The sequence below is a fragment of the Leeuwenhoekiella sp. CH_XMU1409-2 genome (genome assembly GCF_037029365.1).
In the GTDB taxonomy this organism is placed as follows: Bacteria; Bacteroidota; Bacteroidia; order Flavobacteriales; family Flavobacteriaceae; genus Leeuwenhoekiella; species Leeuwenhoekiella blandensis.
Genome location: NZ_JAYMEI010000003.1, coordinates 316383 through 332639, shown reverse-complemented (window position 1 = coordinate 332639; position 16257 = coordinate 316383). Strand labels below are relative to the sequence as shown.

Here is a 16257-nt window from a genome sequence, read left to right as displayed (position 1 = left end):
ACATTTCAAGTATAATGCGGGTTGAGGTGAATTGATGATTTTAAAAATTCTAGTGAATCTGTATCGGTTTTAACCTATTCTGAAACCTGTTCTACCTTTTTAGGCATCAAAGGTCTTAAGATATCCAAAGCTTTTTCTACTGAAGAAACCCCTGCAGCGGTCAACAACAAACGTAAACCTTTGCTGGTTTTTTTCTCTTTAAGCGTGACCTTGTTTGAATGGGTTTGTACAAACTGAAGCACTCTGGAAAACGCCGGACTTTGATAAAATTTAGACTGCTGATCTGCAATAAAGAACCCGATGAGTTTTTTGTTTTTCATCACCACTTTTTCCAGGCCATAATGCGTAGCGATCCATTTGATACGCACCGAGTTTAACAAGTCTTCGGCTTGCTTAGGCAACTCTCCAAAACGGTCGATCAATCGCGCTTCAAAAGCTGCAAGTTCTTCTTCGGTTTTGAGGTTGTTTAATTCGGTATAGAGATTTAAACGCTCGGTAATATTGTTGATGTAGTCATCCGGAAACAACAATGAAAAGTCAGAATCTATGACGGTGTCTTTGACGTATTCTTTGTTTTCGTCATCAACATTCTCGTGTGCATAGAGCTCTGCAAACTCATTTTCTTTCAGCTCTTCAATCGCTTCGTTGAGGATTTTCTGGTAGGTGTCAAAACCTATTTCGTTGATGAATCCGCTTTGCTCACCACCTAATAAATCTCCGGCGCCGCGTATTTCTAAATCTTTCATCGCAATATTGAAACCACTTCCCAAACTTGAGAATTGCTCTAAAGCCGTGATTCGTTTGCGCGCATCATCAGTCATCGCCGAAAGTGGCGGCGTGATGAAATAGCAAAACGCTTTTTTGTTACTTCGGCCTACACGTCCGCGCATCTGGTGCAAGTCAGACAGGCCAAAATTATTGGCATTATTGATAAAGATCGTATTGGCATTAGGCACATCGAGACCGCTTTCTATAATGGTTGTAGAAACCAAAACATCAAAAGCGCCATCCATAAATTGCAGCATTAGCTCTTCAAGCTTTTTCCCGTCCATCTGCCCGTGACCGATAGCCACTTTAGCATCAGGAACCAGACGCTGAATCATTCCTGCAACTTCCTTAATATTTTGTAGCCTGTTGTGTATGAAGAATACCTGACCACCACGCTGAATTTCATACGAGATCGCATCGCGTATCGTTTCTTCAGAAAGTCTGATGATGTGCGTTTCAATAGGGTAGCGGTTGGGCGGTGGTGTGGTGATCGTACTCAAATCACGCGCCGCCATCAAACTGAATTGCAACGTACGCGGGATAGGCGTCGCCGTTAAGGTCAACGTATCAACATTCTCCTTAATGGTCTTCAGTTTATCTTTTACCGCAACACCAAATTTTTGTTCTTCATCAACGATCAACAGCCCGAGGTCTTTAAACTTTACGTTTTTGTTGGTAAGCTGGTGCGTACCTATGATGATGTCCACACGTCCATTTTCAAGACGTTCAAGCGTTTCTCTTTTTTCTTTCGCAGTGCGGAAACGGTTGAGATAATCTACCGTGACCGGTAAATCTTTTAGTCGTTCACTAAAGGTTTTATGATGCTGAAAAGCCAAAATCGTGGTGGGCACAAGCACGGCAACCTGCTTCCCGTTATCCACTGCTTTAAATGCAGCTCTTATGGCAACTTCAGTCTTACCAAAACCTACATCACCACAAACTAGGCGATCCATTGGGCGCGGACTTTCCATATCGGCTTTTACAGCTTCGGTGGCGCTGCTTTGATCTGGTGTGTCCTCGTAAATAAAACTGGCTTCGAGTTCGTTTTGCAAATAGGTGTCGGGGCCAAAAGCAAAACCTTTTTCAAGACGGCGCTTGGCGTATAATTTAATGAGGTTAAAGGCGATTTCTTTAACCTTGGTTTTGGTCTTTTGCTTTAGCTTTTTCCAGGCAGCGCTTCCTAGTTTGTAGATCTGTGGCGGCTTTCCATCTTTGCCGTTGTATTTGGTCACTTTATGCAGCGAGTGAATACTTAGGTAAAGCACATCGCGCTCGCCATAAATGAGTTTTATAGCTTCTTGACGTTTTCCTTCTACTTCAATTTTCTGGAGTCCGCCAAATTTCCCGATCCCGTGATCAATATGCGTGATATAATCGCCTACTTGAAGACTGGTCAATTCTTTAAGTGTGATCGCTTGTTTTTTGGCGTAGCCGTCTTTCAGTTTAAACTTATGATAACGCTCAAAGATCTGATGATCTGTGTAACATACCATTTTTAGATCGTCATCAATAAAACCGCGGTAAAGGGAGATAATAATAGTCTCGTACTGCTTTACGTTGAGGTCGGCGTCGTTAAAAATATCCTGAAAACGTTTGGCCTGTTGCTCGCTGGCACAGCAAATATAATTGGTGTAACCGGCCTCGTGATTTTCATTGAGATTTTCGATAAGCAAATTAAATTGCTTGTTGAATGCGGGTTGCGGCTGCTGATTGAAATTGATGCTCGCGGAAGCTTTATCGCTCGGTAAGGATAAGCCTTCGCTCACCCGAACCAGTGTAAAATCCAGAAGTTGTTTTTTGATGCTTGTAGCGTCGCAAAATAACTCTGAAGGTTTATGCCTTTTGATCTCACTATCTAACTTTTGAAAGGCTTCTTCCGCCTTGCTAAAATTGGTATCGATACGTGTAGCCAATTGCTCAATATCCTGAGTAAAAATCACCGTATCTGCAGCGATATATTTTAAAAAGCTTTCCCGGGTTTCCTGAAGCGCCTTGTTTTCTACATTGGGCATCAGGCTTATTTTGTTGATCTTGTCAACAGAAAGTTGTGTTTCTACATCAAACGTTCGAATGCTGTCTACCTCATCGCCAAAAAACTCAATACGATAAGGCTGATCGTGTGAAAAAGAAAACACATCTATAATTCCTCCACGCACCGAAAATTCTCCGGGTTCGGTCACAAAATCAACACGCTTAAACTTATACTCAAAGAGCATTTCATTAACAAAATCCAGCGAGAGATTATCGTTGACTTTCACCTTAAGCGTGCTTTTATCAAGCTCCTTCCGGGTGACTACTTTTTCAAAAAGCGCATCAGGATAGGTGACAATAAGCGCCGGTTTTTTGCGACTGTTAATGCGGTTAAGCACTTCGGCACGCAATAAAACATTGGCGTTATCGGTCTCTTCAATTTGATAAGGTCTGCGGTAACTTCCGGGATAAAACAACACGTGATCCTCTTTGACCAATTGCTCAAGATCGTTAAGAATATACGCCGCTTCTTCTTTGTCATTTAGAATGACCAGAAAAGGCTTATCTGCAGTTTTAAAACTTTCGGCAATGGCAATAGAAAGCGACGAACCTATAAGTCCGTCGAGATTGATTCTATTTTGAGAAACGGCAATAGCGTTCCCGAGTTCTTGCAGTTGTGCAGACTCTAAAAAAGGCTTGGTGATCGTGGTTTTACCCATAGGTGGGCAAAGATACTGCGTAAAACTTGGTTTTAAAACAGGATTTGAGATTTAGCATTTTGGTAACAAAAATTGCTTTTGGCAAAAGCCTAACAGCGATTTACAATTTTGCTAACATAAAACCGGCGCACGCCCTTTATCTTTATAAAAATCAAAAATTTATGGCGATAGCGCACTACGATCTTTTTGTGATAGGAACCGGAAATGCCGGTAAACATGTGGCTTATGATGCGGTCGAAGCGGGCCTAAACGTTGCGATTGCAGACAATCGGGAGTTTGGCGGAACGTGCGCCAATCGAGGTTGTGACCCCAAAAAGGTTTTAGTAGGCTTGACAGAAATTATCGAGCGCAGCCAAAATTTAAAAGGAAAAGGAATTGCAGAAGTTCCTGAGGTACGTTGGTCTGATTTGATGGAGTTCAAAAAGACATTCACTGGGGCCGTGCCGTTTACCACCGAAGAAAAACTGAAAGATCAAGGGATAACCTTGTATCATCAATCGCCGAAGTTTCTAGATGAAAACACTTTGTCTGTAGAAGGAAAAACGGTTACTGCCGATAAAATCGTGATCGCCACAGGAAATATTCCAATGCATTTAAATATTCCTGGAGATGAACACACCTTGATCAGTGATGATTTTCTCGAGCTCGAAGCTTTACCTGAAAGTATAATCTTTATTGGCGCCGGTTATATTGGGATGGAATTTGCCCATATTGCCGCACGATGTGGCGTGGATGTTACGATAGTTGATGTGAATGCGCGTATACTTTCTAATTTTGATGAAGATTTAGCGCTTCAGCTTCAAAAAAAATCGGAGGAACTTGGGATTAAATTCCTTTTTAACGCCGAAGCAAAAGCAATCGAAAAACTGCGCAAAAACCATAGATTAACGGTAGATCATAACGGAAATTCAGAAAAACTGAAAGCCGAATTGATCTTTAATACTGCGGGTCGCGTCCCGGCGGTAGACGAACTCGATCTGGAAAAAGGCAATGTGGCGTTTTCAAAAAAAGGGGTTGCGGTGAATACATTTATGCAAAGCACGACAAATCCTTCGGTTTATGCTTGTGGTGATGTTTCAGACACGAGTAATCTGCCCCTAACTCCGGTGGCGCATCAAGAAGCTTATTATGTCTCCAAGAATATTTTAAATGGAAACAGCGCAGAAGTCGATGTTCCCGCAACGCCTTCAGTAGTTTTTACCATTCCGCAATTGGCGAGTGTGGGACTGACAGAGCAAGAGGCTCAAAAGCAAGGCTATGATTTTGAGGTAAAAACGGCTTCGGTTGAAGATTGGTATAATGCCAAGCGCTTGAATGAAACACATTATGCGTACAAAACGCTAGTTGATAAGAAAACCGGACAACTTCTAGGGGCACATCTACTAAGCAGTGAAGCTGCGGAAACCATCAATTTATTTATGATGGCGATGCACAGCAAGCTTGAGGTAAATACCTTAAAAGGAATGGTTTTTAGCTACCCCAGTTGGGCAAATGATATTAAGTCTATGCTTTAAAAAGGACTAGTGTTTAATTATCAAGTGTTTAGGGTTTAATTGCATTTAATTATTTTGTATATTGCATTTGCAATTATATGTGTAATACAATGAAATCTTACAAATCTGTTGAAGAGTCTCTTAGTAGCGCTTCTGTGAAAGAAGAGGCTGTTGCTTATTGGCGGCAAGAAAGTTTACCTTACCAAAAAGCAAAGTCTGTTCTCGATTTTCTTGAATTTAATCAGGAAGAAAGTGCCCATTTTCTAGATGTTAATCCATCTACTATTTCGCGTTGGAAATCAAATAATGGCATTTTGAGTAAGCTAAGTTCAAAAATGATCTATGATGTAAATGAGCTTATTAAAAAAGGTATTTCAATTTTTGGTTCAGAACAGCAATTTCTAGATTGGTTGGGAACTCCCAATCAGGCCTTAGGTAATGTTATTCCTAAACAGATGATTCAAGACCCCAATGGTTTAGAGTACGTTGATGAGGCACTAGATGCACTAGCTTGGGGAGCAATTATTTAATGAAAGTGTATCGCATTTATATAGATCGAGAAGGATATTCTGCATTAGGTTATGGTCCGGCTGCTGCACGCTGGAATAAAGGATTTACACCAATCATTTATGCAAGTAGTTATGTGTCTGTGTCAATGATGGAGCATCTTTCTATTCGTGGCGCTTCGGTTTCTGATTTTAACTGGAAAATTGCCGTATTAGAACTTGATGCAGAGCCGCAGCGAATAGATTTAAATGAGTTGCCAAGAGGTTGGGATTTTCGCCCACACCCAAGAAGTACTCAGGAAATTGGAAGTAATTGGGCTTTAAAGAAAGAATCCCTAGCTTTAGCTGTACCTTCTGCAAGAATACCACTAAGGTTTTTTGAACAGGAATACAATCTACTTATTAACCCATTTCATCCAGATTTTCTTAAAAAAATAAAAGTTCTTTCCGAAGAAGAAATACCTTTTCAGCTTAATTGTTAAATCGCTGCTTGAGTTTATTAAACGGATTGGTAGCTCGATTGCGGTAGCCGTGCAATCCTGCAGTAACAACAAGTAAGACGCAGCCTGCCAAAGCAAAATAAGCAACACTTTCTAAGCTTTCCTTATGGCGAATAAAAATGGCAAAAAGTGCCCAGGCACCCACCATCGCAAATTCACGCATATTGCGCAGATTGGTTATTAAAAGATTGATATAAACCGCGATCGTAATCAAAAGCATGGTGAAAATGATTTGCGTTAACTGACTTCCGGCTAATCCTAACTTAACCAAAAATGCCGAAATATTTGCAATAGTTGCCACGGCGATCCAACCGCTGTAAATACAAACAGGCCACCACACAAAAGCGATGATCTCGATAGGTGCATCCCAGCGCTCCATATTGGTTTTAAAAACGATTTTTAAAAGTGCGATTAACATCCCGATGATGATCAAAACAGAAAGCCAGACGTAGTCATAGGTAAAAGCAACAACCCAAGCCGTGTTTAAAAAGTTGGTTAGCGCAAACCAATAACCGGTTTGCTCAATATGCGGCGTTTCTTTTTTACTAAAAAATGCGCGTTTGATTCCGAAAAGGGCATAGGCTATCAGCCCTAAAAAAATCACACCCCAAATAGCAAAAGCATAGCCTGCAGGGGTGAATAAATTATCATATTTAGCGCTCATCTCGCCAATGGTCGTATTGTTCCAGCGTTGCGTTTGTGATAGATAATTGACTACAACGGCGGTAATCACAGAGATCAAATTGATAAGGGCTAATTTTTTTTTCATTGAATGGGGATTACCTCATTTTTAGTTATTGCAAAAACCTGATCTCCCGATTGAGGTTCGAGATAATAGTTTCCGGTAAAGGTACCAAACGCAGGTAAAATCAGTTGATTTTCAGTCTTAAAGAAACACGAAAGTTTAAGTACTTGTCGGCCAATTCCGCCCAGCCGAATTCCGGGATGTATGTGTCCGCAAAAATTGAAAAAGCCTTTACGCTCCTCAGGGTGATGCGTTAATAAAAAACCATTTGATTGAAATTCACTGTAAATATCAATATTCAGATTATCATACTTTACAGGCGAAATGATATCGTGATTCCCGGCGATGAGTATCAAGGTTTCATCACGAGACTGCACCCATTTCTCAAAAAGTTTCCACTCGGTATTTAAGCTGCTGTGAAAGAGATCTCCCAGAAAACAAATGGACTGCGCTTGGTAATAGTCGGCGACGCGCGTGAGTTGGTCAAAATTAGCAGCAACCGCTCTTAGCGGTACTGCGCTCCCATGTTTTCTAAAATGCGAGACCTTCCCCAGATGTACATCAGCGATCAACAGCATGCGCTTCTCATGCCAAAGCATTCCTCCTGAAGGATGCATGGTAAACGTATTCTTCTGTATGCTGATCTCTTGCGTCATTACAACGCAAATTTCAAGTTTTCTAGATTGAAAGGCTGTTTATAAAAACAAAAAATCTGCTCGTGATGAGCAGATTTTTCTAAAAATTCTAGAATATGGAATCTTAATTTTTTTGATAATTCAGCATCCAGTTTACGCCAAATTGATCGCGCAATCTTCCGTAGTATGCATTCCAGCTGGTTTCTTGCAATTGAGTTACTACTTGTCCGCCGGCAGAAAGTTTTTCAAATAATTCATCAGTTTCTTCTTTACTCTCTAGATCCACGCTTAATTGAACCTGATTTCCTTCAGTAAGTGGTGTATCTGGTGCCGCGTCATACGCCATAATATGAATGCCTTTTCCTTCTAATTCCGCGTGCTGCAATTTGTTGCGATAATCTCCGGGAATATCAATTTCTTTGCCTTCATAGGTGTCTTTATTTTTGATCTGACCACCAAAGCAGTTCTGATAAAAATTTAAGGCTTCCTGACAATTTCCTCTAAAGGTTAAATACGGTTGTACACTTTTCATAACTTTATTTTTTTGGTTTTCCGCAAAGCGGAAAGATTAGTTTTCTTTATATTAAAGATACTGATAAACACTAGTGTTTATAGGCTGTAAGCTGTTATTTTAGATTTAAAGAAAGGCTAAAGTTTGTTAAGATTGAAAGGGTGCTGCTAGTATTTATCGAGATACTTCAGCATATTTTTAATGCGATCTTCAAGCTTCTCGCTGCTTAGTTTTTCACGAAGGCGATCGGTGATGATTGGGAAGGAAAATGGGGTCGCTTTTTTACAGTTTTTAACTACGATCTCTTGTTGTTCTATTCGCTCAAGAGCAATGCGCAAACGGCCTTCTTCCAATTGATGTTCAAAAGTCTCGCGATAGGCTTGCTGAAACAAAAGATTCTCCGGTTCATAATCTCTGAATACTTCAAACAACAACTGACTGTTGCTTTGCAAATGTTTGTTTTTGATGATTTTCCCGGGAAATCCTGTAAAAACCATACCGCTGATCACCGCAATATCTCTGAATTTTCTGCGGGCCATTTCTGTGCTGTTTAAGCTTTTCTGCAAGTCTTCAAATAAATAAGCCGAAGTAAACAAGTCGTTGTCGAGCACTTGCTGCATATCTATTTGTTGATCAGAAAGAATTTCAAAACCATAATCGTTAAAAGCGATGCTGAAGGTAATGGGCGACAGCAAACTGATGCGATAGGCGAGCAAACTGCCCAAAGCTTCGTGTACAAAACGCCCTTCAAACGGATAAAAAATATGGTGATAACCTTCCCGACTTTTAAAGGTTTCGATCAAAAATTGATCATCAGTCGGTACGATAGATTCTACGCGTTGCCGCTCAAAAATATCTTTGAGGGCTTGCAGTTCGCGCGTTTGTTCTTCCAAAGGAAGATTTGCCGAGTACAACTCTTCGCGCAGCAATTCGCTCATTTGCGCAGATAATGTGAGTCGGCCACCCATCCAACTTACCACGCGCGCTTGTTTTTTGGTTTTGGCTTTTTTGACCAAAACCTGCATTCCTTTAATGCGGTAGAGTTCGAGATTTCTTCCTGCAAAAGTAAAGACATCGCCGGGCTTTAGTTTAGAGATAAACCATTCTTCGACTGTACCGATGTAGCCACCTTTTAAATATTTTACCTGAAGCGCCGCATCGCCAACAATGGTACCAATTTGTAGCCGGTGGCGCATCGCTACCGATCTGCTGTTTACTTTGAATTTTCCGTCTTCTTCGATCTCAATTTTCTTATACTCATCATAGGCTTGCAACGACTGACTGCCTTTTGTGATGAAATTTAAGATCCATCGCCATTGCTCGTCTGACATTGCCTGAAAGCAGAAGGTTTGCTTGACTTCCTGATAAATTTCCGCAGGATAAAAACCGTCTGAAACTGCTAAAGTCGTCAAATACTGAATCAATACATCAAAGCTCAACAAATACGGAATACGATCTTCAACGACCTGATTGATCGCCGCTTTTCCCAGTGCTGAAGCTTCGATCAACTCGATGGCGTGCGTAGGTAAAAAGTAGATCACACTTTCTTTACCGGGCTGGTGACCGCTGCGTCCTGCACGTTGTAGAAAGCGCGCAACCCCTTTTGGACCACCAATTTGAATGATACTTTCTACCGGCGCAAAATCAACGCCCAGATCTAGACTCGAGGTACAAATCACGGCTTTAAGGCTTTCGTTGCGAATGGCTTCTTCAACCCACAATCGCGTTTCTTTATTGATGCTGCCGTGATGCATCGCCATCTCGCCGGCAAATTCGGGATGTTTATGCATCAGTTTTTGAAACCACAACTCACATTGCGCCCGGGTATTGGTAAAAAGCAAAGTGGTTTTACTATTATTGATGATGGGAACCACCTCTTCAAGCAAATGCAAACCCATATGCCCACGCCACGGAAATTTTTCCATAGTCTCCGGGATGATGCTTTCTACTTTGTAGGTTTTTCCAAGATTGGCTTTGATTAATGCAGAATTTTTAAATGCTTGAGATTCGGGTCCCAGAAGCACCTCGCGTGCCTGATTTAGATTCCCTATAGTTGCCGAAACACCCCAAATGCGCAACTGCGGCGCGATCGTTTTGAGGCGAGACAAACCGAGCTCTACTTGCACACCGCGTTTGCTTCCTAAAAGTTCGTGCCACTCATCAATAACGATAGCAGTAGTGTTTTTAAAAACCTTGTCATATCCTTTTGAAGTCAGCAATAACTGAAGACTTTCTGGAGTGGTGACCAGCAAATCGGGCATTTTCTTTTTTTGCTTCGCCCGTTCGGCTTGAGGCGTGTCACCGGTGCGAATCCCAACTGTTAGTTGGGTATCCAAACCATCAGCAAAACGTTGGGCTGCCTGTGCAATTTCAACAGAAAGCGCGCGAAGAGGTGTGATCCAAATCGCTTTAAGACCGGGCTTGTGTTTGGTTTTATAATCGGGATTGTTTTTGATATAATCCAATACGAAGGCTACCCATAAGGCGTATGTTTTTCCGCTACCTGTGGGTGCATTCAGCAATCCATTTTTACCTTCTAAAAATGCATTCCAAGTTTCTTCCTGAAAGGCAAAAGGTTTCCACCCTTGATCCTTAAACCAATTAGTGGCAAGTTTATGAAGTTGTTTGTGGGTCATTTCGTTATGAATAGCAGATGGGTTTTGAACTGGACTCAGATTGTTATGGCTCCCCTCCTAAATTTAGGAGGGGTGTCGCGATCTAAATCGCGACGGGGTGGTTTCATTACCGCCAATAACATTGATTTAATTTAGCATTTAAAATTATCCTCGATTTCTTTCAAAACACTTGGTAAAAGGTCAAACACCATTTTATTCTCAAAGCGAATTATAGTATAACCTAAATCATTCAACTTCTTTGTGCGGAATTCATCGTACTCCATGGCGGTAGAGCTTAAATGATGTTGTCCGTCAAGTTCTATGATCAATTTTTCTTTCGGGCAATAAAAATCAACGATAAAATGTGATATACTGTGTTGTCTTCTAAATTTTCTTCCATTAAGTTGAGATTTTTTTAAATAGTTCCATAAATAAGCTTCAGCCGCTGTTAAATTAGACCTTAGATACTTTCGTTGAGATTCGAGTTCCTTTAAATTATGTACTTGTTTTTTCATTTTAAACAACCTGTTACCACCTCTTTCTTTGCCTTTGGCAAATTCATTCTCCTCCTTGAAAAGGAGGAGAGCGTTTAATCCTTTTAAAGTTAAAATTTCAAATGTTTCCTTATTTAGATTTCTCAGGCTTTGGGATCAATTGTTTTAAATCTTCAAGGGTATTGGCATCCTCTATTTTTTTATCTTTCCGCCAGCGCAGCATTCTTGGGAAACGGGTTGCAACTCCACTTTTATGACGTTTGGAAGGGGCGATGCCTTCAAAAGCGATCTCAAAAACGTGATACGGAGTCACGCTGCGCACAGGACCAAAACGTTCTAAAGTGTTCTTTTTGATCCACGCATCGAGACTGCGAAACTCCTTATCAGTAAGGCCGGAATACGCTTTGGCAAAAGTGACAAGTTCTTCTTTGTTATCGTCCCAAAGACCAAAAGTGTAGTCGGTAAATAAATTACTGCGACGGCCGTGCCCGCGCATCGCATAGGTGAGTACAGCGTCAATGGTAAGGGGTTCTACCTTCCATTTCCACCAGTCTCCTTTTTTACGTCCTACTAGGTAGGGTGAATCTTTTCGCTTCAGCATCAAACCTTCAGACATGACTTCGCGGCTGCGTTCGCGTTCTTGAGCCGCAGCTTCCCAGGTGTCAAATTCCATAGTTTCAGAAAGATGCAGCGGCAGCGATTCCGTTTTAACTTCGCTATATAATTTTTCAAGGATTTTGCGCCTTTCGGCGAAAGCCAGATCGCGAATGTCTTTGTCTTTCCATTCTAAAATATCATAAGCTTTGAGGATTATCGGCGTTTTTTTGAGCAATGCTTTAGAAACATTTTTACGACCAATACGCGTTTGTAAATCATTAAAGGTGCCGATCACCCCATTTTTAAACGGAAGAATTTCACCATCCAAAACGGTTCCGTTAGGCAAGGCTTCGACCAAAGCCTCAAACTCAGGATATTTATCGGTAACTAATTCTTCACCGCGACTCCATACAAAGAGTTCGTTATCCCGAATGATCACTTGCGAGCGAATGCCGTCCCATTTATGTTCTGCAAACCACTCAGACACATCTCCTAAATCTTCGGGCTCATCTTCGATTGCGTAAGCGAGGTAGAACGGATACGGTTTGCTGAGGTAATCTGCTTTGTTTTCTTCTAAAATAAGCTCTTGAAAGCTTATGGTCTTGGGATCCCAATTCCCCATAAGTTTATAGGCCAAAATATCAACGTCAATGCCGGTAGCCTTTGCGAGCGCACGCGTCATCAATTTCTGGCTCACGCCAATGCGAAAACTTCCTGTAATGAGTTTGCTAAATACAAAACGCTCATAATAGTTGAGGTCGGTCCAGTTGGATCGCAGATAAGCTCGTTTTTCTTCTTCGGGTTTTTTCTTGAGTGCGATAATTTCTTCCAGAAACTGGGTGAGACTTTTGTCGGTACTTTCTTCTGAAGCGGGAATGACCAAAGCAATCGTCTCAGCGAGATCGCCTACGATGTGGTAACTTTCTTCAAACAACCACAAGGGAATGTTTGCCAACTCCGAAGCCCAAGTGCGCAGTAAGGTTGTATTTACCGGTCGGGGAGGTCTGCGGTGTGAAAGTATTGCGATCGTCCACACTTTGTCTTGCGGCGGAGCCACTTTAAAATATTCGGTGAGGGCATCAACCTTGATGTTGGTTTTGTTGGTGCTGTCTATCTTTTTAATAAGTTGGGCAAATGCTCTCATTCCTGTTCTTTTTCAGTTTCCTCTCCTAATTCGCCTTCATATTGTGTCGCTTCGGTACGTGCATCATAACCTTGCTCCAGCAAATACCGAGTGAAAATATCGGTATAGCCGTGCGTGCTGATGATCTTTTCGGCACCAGTAGCCTCAATACTTTCTAATAATCCTTGCCAATCACAGTGATCGCTCAGGACAAAACCTTTATCGATCGCCCGGCGTCTTCGGGCTCCTCTAAAGGTCATCCAGCCACTAGCCGAAGCAGTAACATAAGGCACCATTTTACGAATCCATGTACTGCCGTGTGCGCTGGGAGGAGCGACCACAATATTTCCCAGAAGTTCTTCTTTTTTGGTCTCGCGGGTGACGCGCGTGGTTTCTGGCATAGTGCTGAGCGGTCGTATTACTTCCGTCATATTTTCAATAGCACCGTGGGTATAAATTTTACCAATATCTGTATCTAGATACCGTAATAAACGCTGTGCTTTTCCTAGAGAATAGCCAAAAATCACAGAGGTTTTACCTTCAGCCTTATTAGCTGACCACCAGGTGTTGATATCGTTAAACACTTCGCTTTGCGGTCGCCATTTAAAAGCGGGAAGTCCAAAGGTACATTCGGTAATAAAGGTGTGACATTTGATGGGTTCGTAAGGAGTGGCGATGCCGTCATCTTCGGTTTTATAATCGCCTGTAAATACCCAGACTTCGCCTTTATGTTCTACGCGAATTTGCGAACTGCCAATAATATGACCTGCAGGATGCAAACTGAATTTTACATTTTTAATCTTAAAGGTTTCGCCCCATTCCTTACCGGTTACGTTTATTTCGCCCAGCCTGTGTTTGATTATGGGCACGTTAATATGATGGGTAATGTATGCTTTGTGCCCCCAGCGGCTGTGATCTGCGTGGCCGTGAGAAATAATGGCTTTTTCGACCGGTTTCCAGGGGTCGAGATACACATCTGCCGCAGCGCAATAAATGCCCTTTTCGTTAAATTGAAGAAGTGGTGGTTTAATGGTATTGGAGCTTTTAAGATTCAAACGATTGAATTTTAAAGGTATAAAGTAGAATTTTAAGCCGTAAACCGATTAAGAAAACATTAGCAGGATTTAAGAAAGCTTAGTGTTTTTAGGGGTTGCCAAAGGATGGCGTAAAACACAGAAGGTGTTTGATATAAACTGAATTTTAAATTTTAAAAAGAGCCTTAAATAATTATCTTTGACGACTTAAAATTTTAACCATGTCTTTTACAGATTTATTTGATAGTGGCGAGCATAGACGTAACCTTGGGCATTTTGCAGCAATTGCAAATATGGCTACGGTAGACGGCGAGTTGAATGCTGAAGAAACTAAACTTTTAAAGCGTTTTGCAGTAAAACTAGACATCGACGAGACCGAATATGTTGATATCGTTGAGAATGCACGCAGATACCCTATAAACCCACCTAACAATTCAGAAAAGCGTTTAGAGCGTTTACACGATTTGTTCAGAATGATTTTTGTAGATCATACCATTGATGATCACGAGCGTTTCTTAATCGAGAAATATGCGATAGGTCTTGGCTTTAGCGCAGAGCGTGCCAAGGTTTTAATCGAGCGTTCTATTCAGATTTTTCAAGGAGGAATCGATTTTGATGATTATCTATACCTTTTAGATAAGAAGAATTAAGAAACCACATACGTTTTTTAAAACCCATCGTAAAAGCGATGGGTTTTTGTTTTTGTGGTGGTTGATTCGCTTCTTAAGCTGTATATTTAACAGAGAAACATTTTAATATGGAAGCAACAATTCGCAAAGCGGAAGCCGATGATATGGCTCAAGTATTACGCCTTATAAAAGAACTGGCGATTTATGAAAAAGAGCCTGATGCTGTTGAGGTAACGGTAGATGATCTTATCGCATACGGTACCGGAAGCAATGCCGATTTTACGTGTTTTGTTGCAGAACGGGAAGGCGAAATCCTGGGCATCGCATTGGTGTATTATCGCTTTTCAACCTGGAAGGGGCGTACGGTACATCTTGAAGATCTCATCGTGAGCGAGCAGTATCGTGGCGAAGGCTTAGGGATGGCGCTGTATACCGAAGTGATCAAGTACACGTATGAGCTAGGTCTCAAACGCGTAGAATGGGTAGTGCTCGACTGGAATACTTCGGCGGTTGATTTTTATGAAGCTTCAGGAGCAAATGTGATGAAAGAATGGAACACGGTACAAATGGATACCGAAGCGATGAAAACGTTTCTGAGCAAAAAAGGTTTAGCTTAAACAGATTGCATGGGTTTTCAGGTATATAAATTTGGTGGTGCTTCAGTTCAAAATGCAGAGGGTGTAAAAAATCTGGTCAAGGTTTTAGAACAAACGCAAGTAGAGGATCTGGTGATCGTGATTTCGGCGATGGGTAAAATAACCAATGCGCTTGAGGATGTGGTAGCTGCTTATTTTGAAGCTTCTTTAAAAACCGATACCATTGAAACCGTTGAAGCGTTTCACCACAACATTGCATTAGAACTTTTTGAAAACCCTGCTGCTCCGGTCTTTAAAAAGATTCAAGCACTGCTTGAGGAGTTGAAAGGCTTTTTGCAGCGCAACAAATCACCCGACTATAATTTTGTTTACGATCAAGTGGTGATCTATGGAGAATTATTAAGCACTACGATCGTTAATGCATTTTTGGAAAAAGAAGGATATAGAACTACCTGGCACGATGTGCGTGACTACATTAAAACCGATACGCATTATCGCGAAGGAAAAGTGAACTGGGAAGTAACTATGCGCAATTTGAGTAGAAAGGTTCCCAAAAAAGGAATTCAGCTTACGCAAGGTTTTATCGCTTCAGACCCAAACGGATTTTCAACCACTTTAGGCAGAGAGGGAAGTGATTACACTGCTGCGATTATCGCCTATTGTCTAAATGCTGAGCGCGTTACCATTTGGAAAGATGTTCCCGGTGTATTGAGCGCAGATCCACGCTATTTTGAAAACGCGACGTTGCTTAATTTTATTTCCTATCAAGAAGCAATAGAGTTGGCGTTCTACGGCGCTTCAGTAATTCATCCTAAAACGCTTCAGCCGTTGCAGCGTAAAGAAATTCCGCTTTTTGTGAAATCCTTCTTGAATCCGCAGGAAGCAGGAACTCAGGTGAGTGTCGGGAATTTAATAGAACCGTTGGTTCCGTGTTATATCAGAAAAACCAATCAAGTGCTTATTGCGCTTTCCTCATTGGATTTTTCGTTTATGGCTGAAGATAACATCAGCGAGATCTTTAAACTTTTAGGCACCTATAAGATGAAAGTTGATTTGATTCAAAATTCGGCGATTAGTTTTTCGGTGTGTGTAGATAATAAATATAAAAATCTAGATGCGCTGGTCGCCAAACTGCGTGCCGATTTTAAAGTGACGGTACACGAGAATGTGTCGCTATATACCTTGCGTCACGCCACAGAAGAAGCGCTCAAATCGCTTGAAAAAGACAAAAAAATTCTTTTAAAACAGGTGATGCAAAATACGGTTCAGTTGTTAACTGTATAACGTGCTTGCAGCCTTTTTTGCTATCTTTGTTTCCTAC

14 protein-coding genes are annotated in these 16257 nt (G+C 41.4%); 6 read left to right on the top strand and 8 right to left on the bottom strand.

Translation table 11 applies throughout. The features are described 5' to 3' along the window. Window positions 1–74: 74 nt before the first annotated feature. Window positions 75–3458 (bottom strand): transcription-repair coupling factor, encoded by a 3384-nt coding sequence (gene mfd / locus WA338_RS04910; protein ID WP_336092340.1) that lies wholly within the window; start codon window positions 3456–3458, stop codon window positions 75–77. 161 nt (window positions 3459–3619) lie between these two features. On the opposite strand from mfd, the gene WA338_RS04905 reads away from it, so the two are divergent. The 3 genes from WA338_RS04905 (at window position 3620) to WA338_RS04895 (ending at window position 5939) form a co-directional block, all read left to right on the top strand. Further along, the gene (locus tag WA338_RS04905) at window positions 3620–4972 is read left to right on the top strand and encodes a dihydrolipoyl dehydrogenase family protein (protein WP_040533794.1); all 1353 of its coding nucleotides are present in this window, start codon (window positions 3620–3622) and stop codon (window positions 4970–4972) included. A gap of 89 nt (window positions 4973–5061) precedes the next feature. Then, on the top strand, window positions 5062–5481 hold the full coding sequence (locus WA338_RS04900) for an antitoxin Xre/MbcA/ParS toxin-binding domain-containing protein (RefSeq protein WP_009781818.1): 420 nt from the start codon (window positions 5062–5064) through the stop codon (window positions 5479–5481). After that, entirely contained in the window at window positions 5481–5939 is a 459-nt protein-coding gene (locus tag WA338_RS04895) for an RES family NAD+ phosphorylase (RefSeq protein ID WP_009781817.1), read from the top strand. The genes WA338_RS04900 and WA338_RS04895 overlap by 1 nt, the downstream gene beginning before the upstream one ends. Here WA338_RS04895 and WA338_RS04890 read toward each other — a convergent pair. The 7 genes from WA338_RS04890 to WA338_RS04860 form a co-directional block, all read right to left on the bottom strand. Continuing rightward, complete coding sequence (locus WA338_RS04890; RefSeq protein WP_009781816.1) at window positions 5929–6726, bottom strand: hypothetical protein; 798 nt, start codon at window positions 6724–6726, stop codon at window positions 5929–5931. The genes WA338_RS04895 and WA338_RS04890 overlap by 11 nt on opposite strands. Beyond that, window positions 6723–7358 (bottom strand): ligase-associated DNA damage response endonuclease PdeM, encoded by a 636-nt coding sequence (gene pdeM, locus WA338_RS04885; RefSeq protein ID WP_009781815.1) that lies wholly within the window; start codon window positions 7356–7358, stop codon window positions 6723–6725. The genes WA338_RS04890 and pdeM overlap by 4 nt, the downstream gene beginning before the upstream one ends. A 103-nt stretch (window positions 7359–7461) precedes the next feature. Further along, window positions 7462–7869 (bottom strand): VOC family protein, encoded by a 408-nt coding sequence (locus WA338_RS04880; RefSeq protein WP_009781814.1) that lies wholly within the window; start codon window positions 7867–7869, stop codon window positions 7462–7464. Window positions 7870–8015: 146 nt separating this feature from the next. Beyond that, on the bottom strand, window positions 8016–10484 hold the full coding sequence (locus WA338_RS04875) for a ligase-associated DNA damage response DEXH box helicase (RefSeq protein WP_009781813.1): 2469 nt from the start codon (window positions 10482–10484) through the stop codon (window positions 8016–8018). 131 nt (window positions 10485–10615) lie between these two features. Then, window positions 10616–10978, bottom strand: coding sequence for an endonuclease domain-containing protein (locus WA338_RS04870; protein WP_009781812.1), 363 nt, complete (start codon window positions 10976–10978; stop codon window positions 10616–10618). A gap of 109 nt (window positions 10979–11087) precedes the next feature. Further along, the gene (locus WA338_RS04865; protein WP_009781811.1) at window positions 11088–12698 is read right to left on the bottom strand and encodes an ATP-dependent DNA ligase; all 1611 of its coding nucleotides are present in this window, start codon (window positions 12696–12698) and stop codon (window positions 11088–11090) included. Beyond that, the gene (locus tag WA338_RS04860) at window positions 12695–13708 is read right to left on the bottom strand and encodes a ligase-associated DNA damage response exonuclease (protein ID WP_336092390.1); all 1014 of its coding nucleotides are present in this window, start codon (window positions 13706–13708) and stop codon (window positions 12695–12697) included. Before WA338_RS04860 ends, WA338_RS04865 begins: the two co-directional genes overlap by 4 nt. Window positions 13709–13932: 224 nt before the next feature. On the opposite strand from WA338_RS04860, the gene WA338_RS04855 reads away from it, so the two are divergent. From WA338_RS04855 to WA338_RS04845, 3 genes are all read left to right on the top strand, one after another. Beyond that, on the top strand, window positions 13933–14361 hold the full coding sequence (locus WA338_RS04855) for a tellurite resistance TerB family protein (RefSeq protein WP_272986133.1): 429 nt from the start codon (window positions 13933–13935) through the stop codon (window positions 14359–14361). Between the two features lie 107 nt (window positions 14362–14468). Beyond that, on the top strand, window positions 14469–14957 hold the full coding sequence (locus WA338_RS04850; RefSeq protein WP_272986132.1) for a GNAT family N-acetyltransferase: 489 nt from the start codon (window positions 14469–14471) through the stop codon (window positions 14955–14957). A gap of 9 nt (window positions 14958–14966) precedes the next feature. After that, entirely contained in the window at window positions 14967–16220 is a 1254-nt protein-coding gene (locus WA338_RS04845) for an aspartate kinase (protein ID WP_272986131.1), read from the top strand. Window positions 16221–16257 lie beyond the last annotated feature (37 nt).

Bases quoted from the DNA above. Each gene is read 5' to 3' on its own strand.
- WA338_RS04880 (WP_009781814.1), bottom strand. From the start codon at position 7,869: ATGAAAAGTGTACAACCGTATTTAACCTTTAGAGGAAATTGTCAGGAA.
- WA338_RS04845 (WP_272986131.1), top strand. From the start codon at position 14,967: ATGGGTTTTCAGGTATATAAATTTGGTGGTGCTTCAGTTCAAAATGCA.
- WA338_RS04870 (WP_009781812.1), bottom strand. From the start codon at position 10,978: ATGAAAAAACAAGTACATAATTTAAAGGAACTCGAATCTCAACGAAAG.
- WA338_RS04855 (WP_272986133.1), top strand. From the start codon at position 13,933: ATGTCTTTTACAGATTTATTTGATAGTGGCGAGCATAGACGTAACCTT.
- WA338_RS04905 (WP_040533794.1), top strand. From the start codon at position 3,620: ATGGCGATAGCGCACTACGATCTTTTTGTGATAGGAACCGGAAATGCC.
- WA338_RS04850 (WP_272986132.1), top strand. From the start codon at position 14,469: ATGGAAGCAACAATTCGCAAAGCGGAAGCCGATGATATGGCTCAAGTA.
- pdeM (WP_009781815.1), bottom strand. From the start codon at position 7,358: ATGACGCAAGAGATCAGCATACAGAAGAATACGTTTACCATGCATCCT.
- WA338_RS04875 (WP_009781813.1), bottom strand. From the start codon at position 10,484: ATGACCCACAAACAACTTCATAAACTTGCCACTAATTGGTTTAAGGAT.
- mfd (WP_336092340.1), bottom strand. From the start codon at position 3,458: ATGGGTAAAACCACGATCACCAAGCCTTTTTTAGAGTCTGCACAACTG.
- WA338_RS04895 (WP_009781817.1), top strand. From the start codon at position 5,481: ATGAAAGTGTATCGCATTTATATAGATCGAGAAGGATATTCTGCATTA.
- WA338_RS04890 (WP_009781816.1), bottom strand. From the start codon at position 6,726: ATGAAAAAAAAATTAGCCCTTATCAATTTGATCTCTGTGATTACCGCC.
- WA338_RS04900 (WP_009781818.1), top strand. From the start codon at position 5,062: ATGAAATCTTACAAATCTGTTGAAGAGTCTCTTAGTAGCGCTTCTGTG.
- WA338_RS04865 (WP_009781811.1), bottom strand. From the start codon at position 12,698: ATGAGAGCATTTGCCCAACTTATTAAAAAGATAGACAGCACCAACAAA.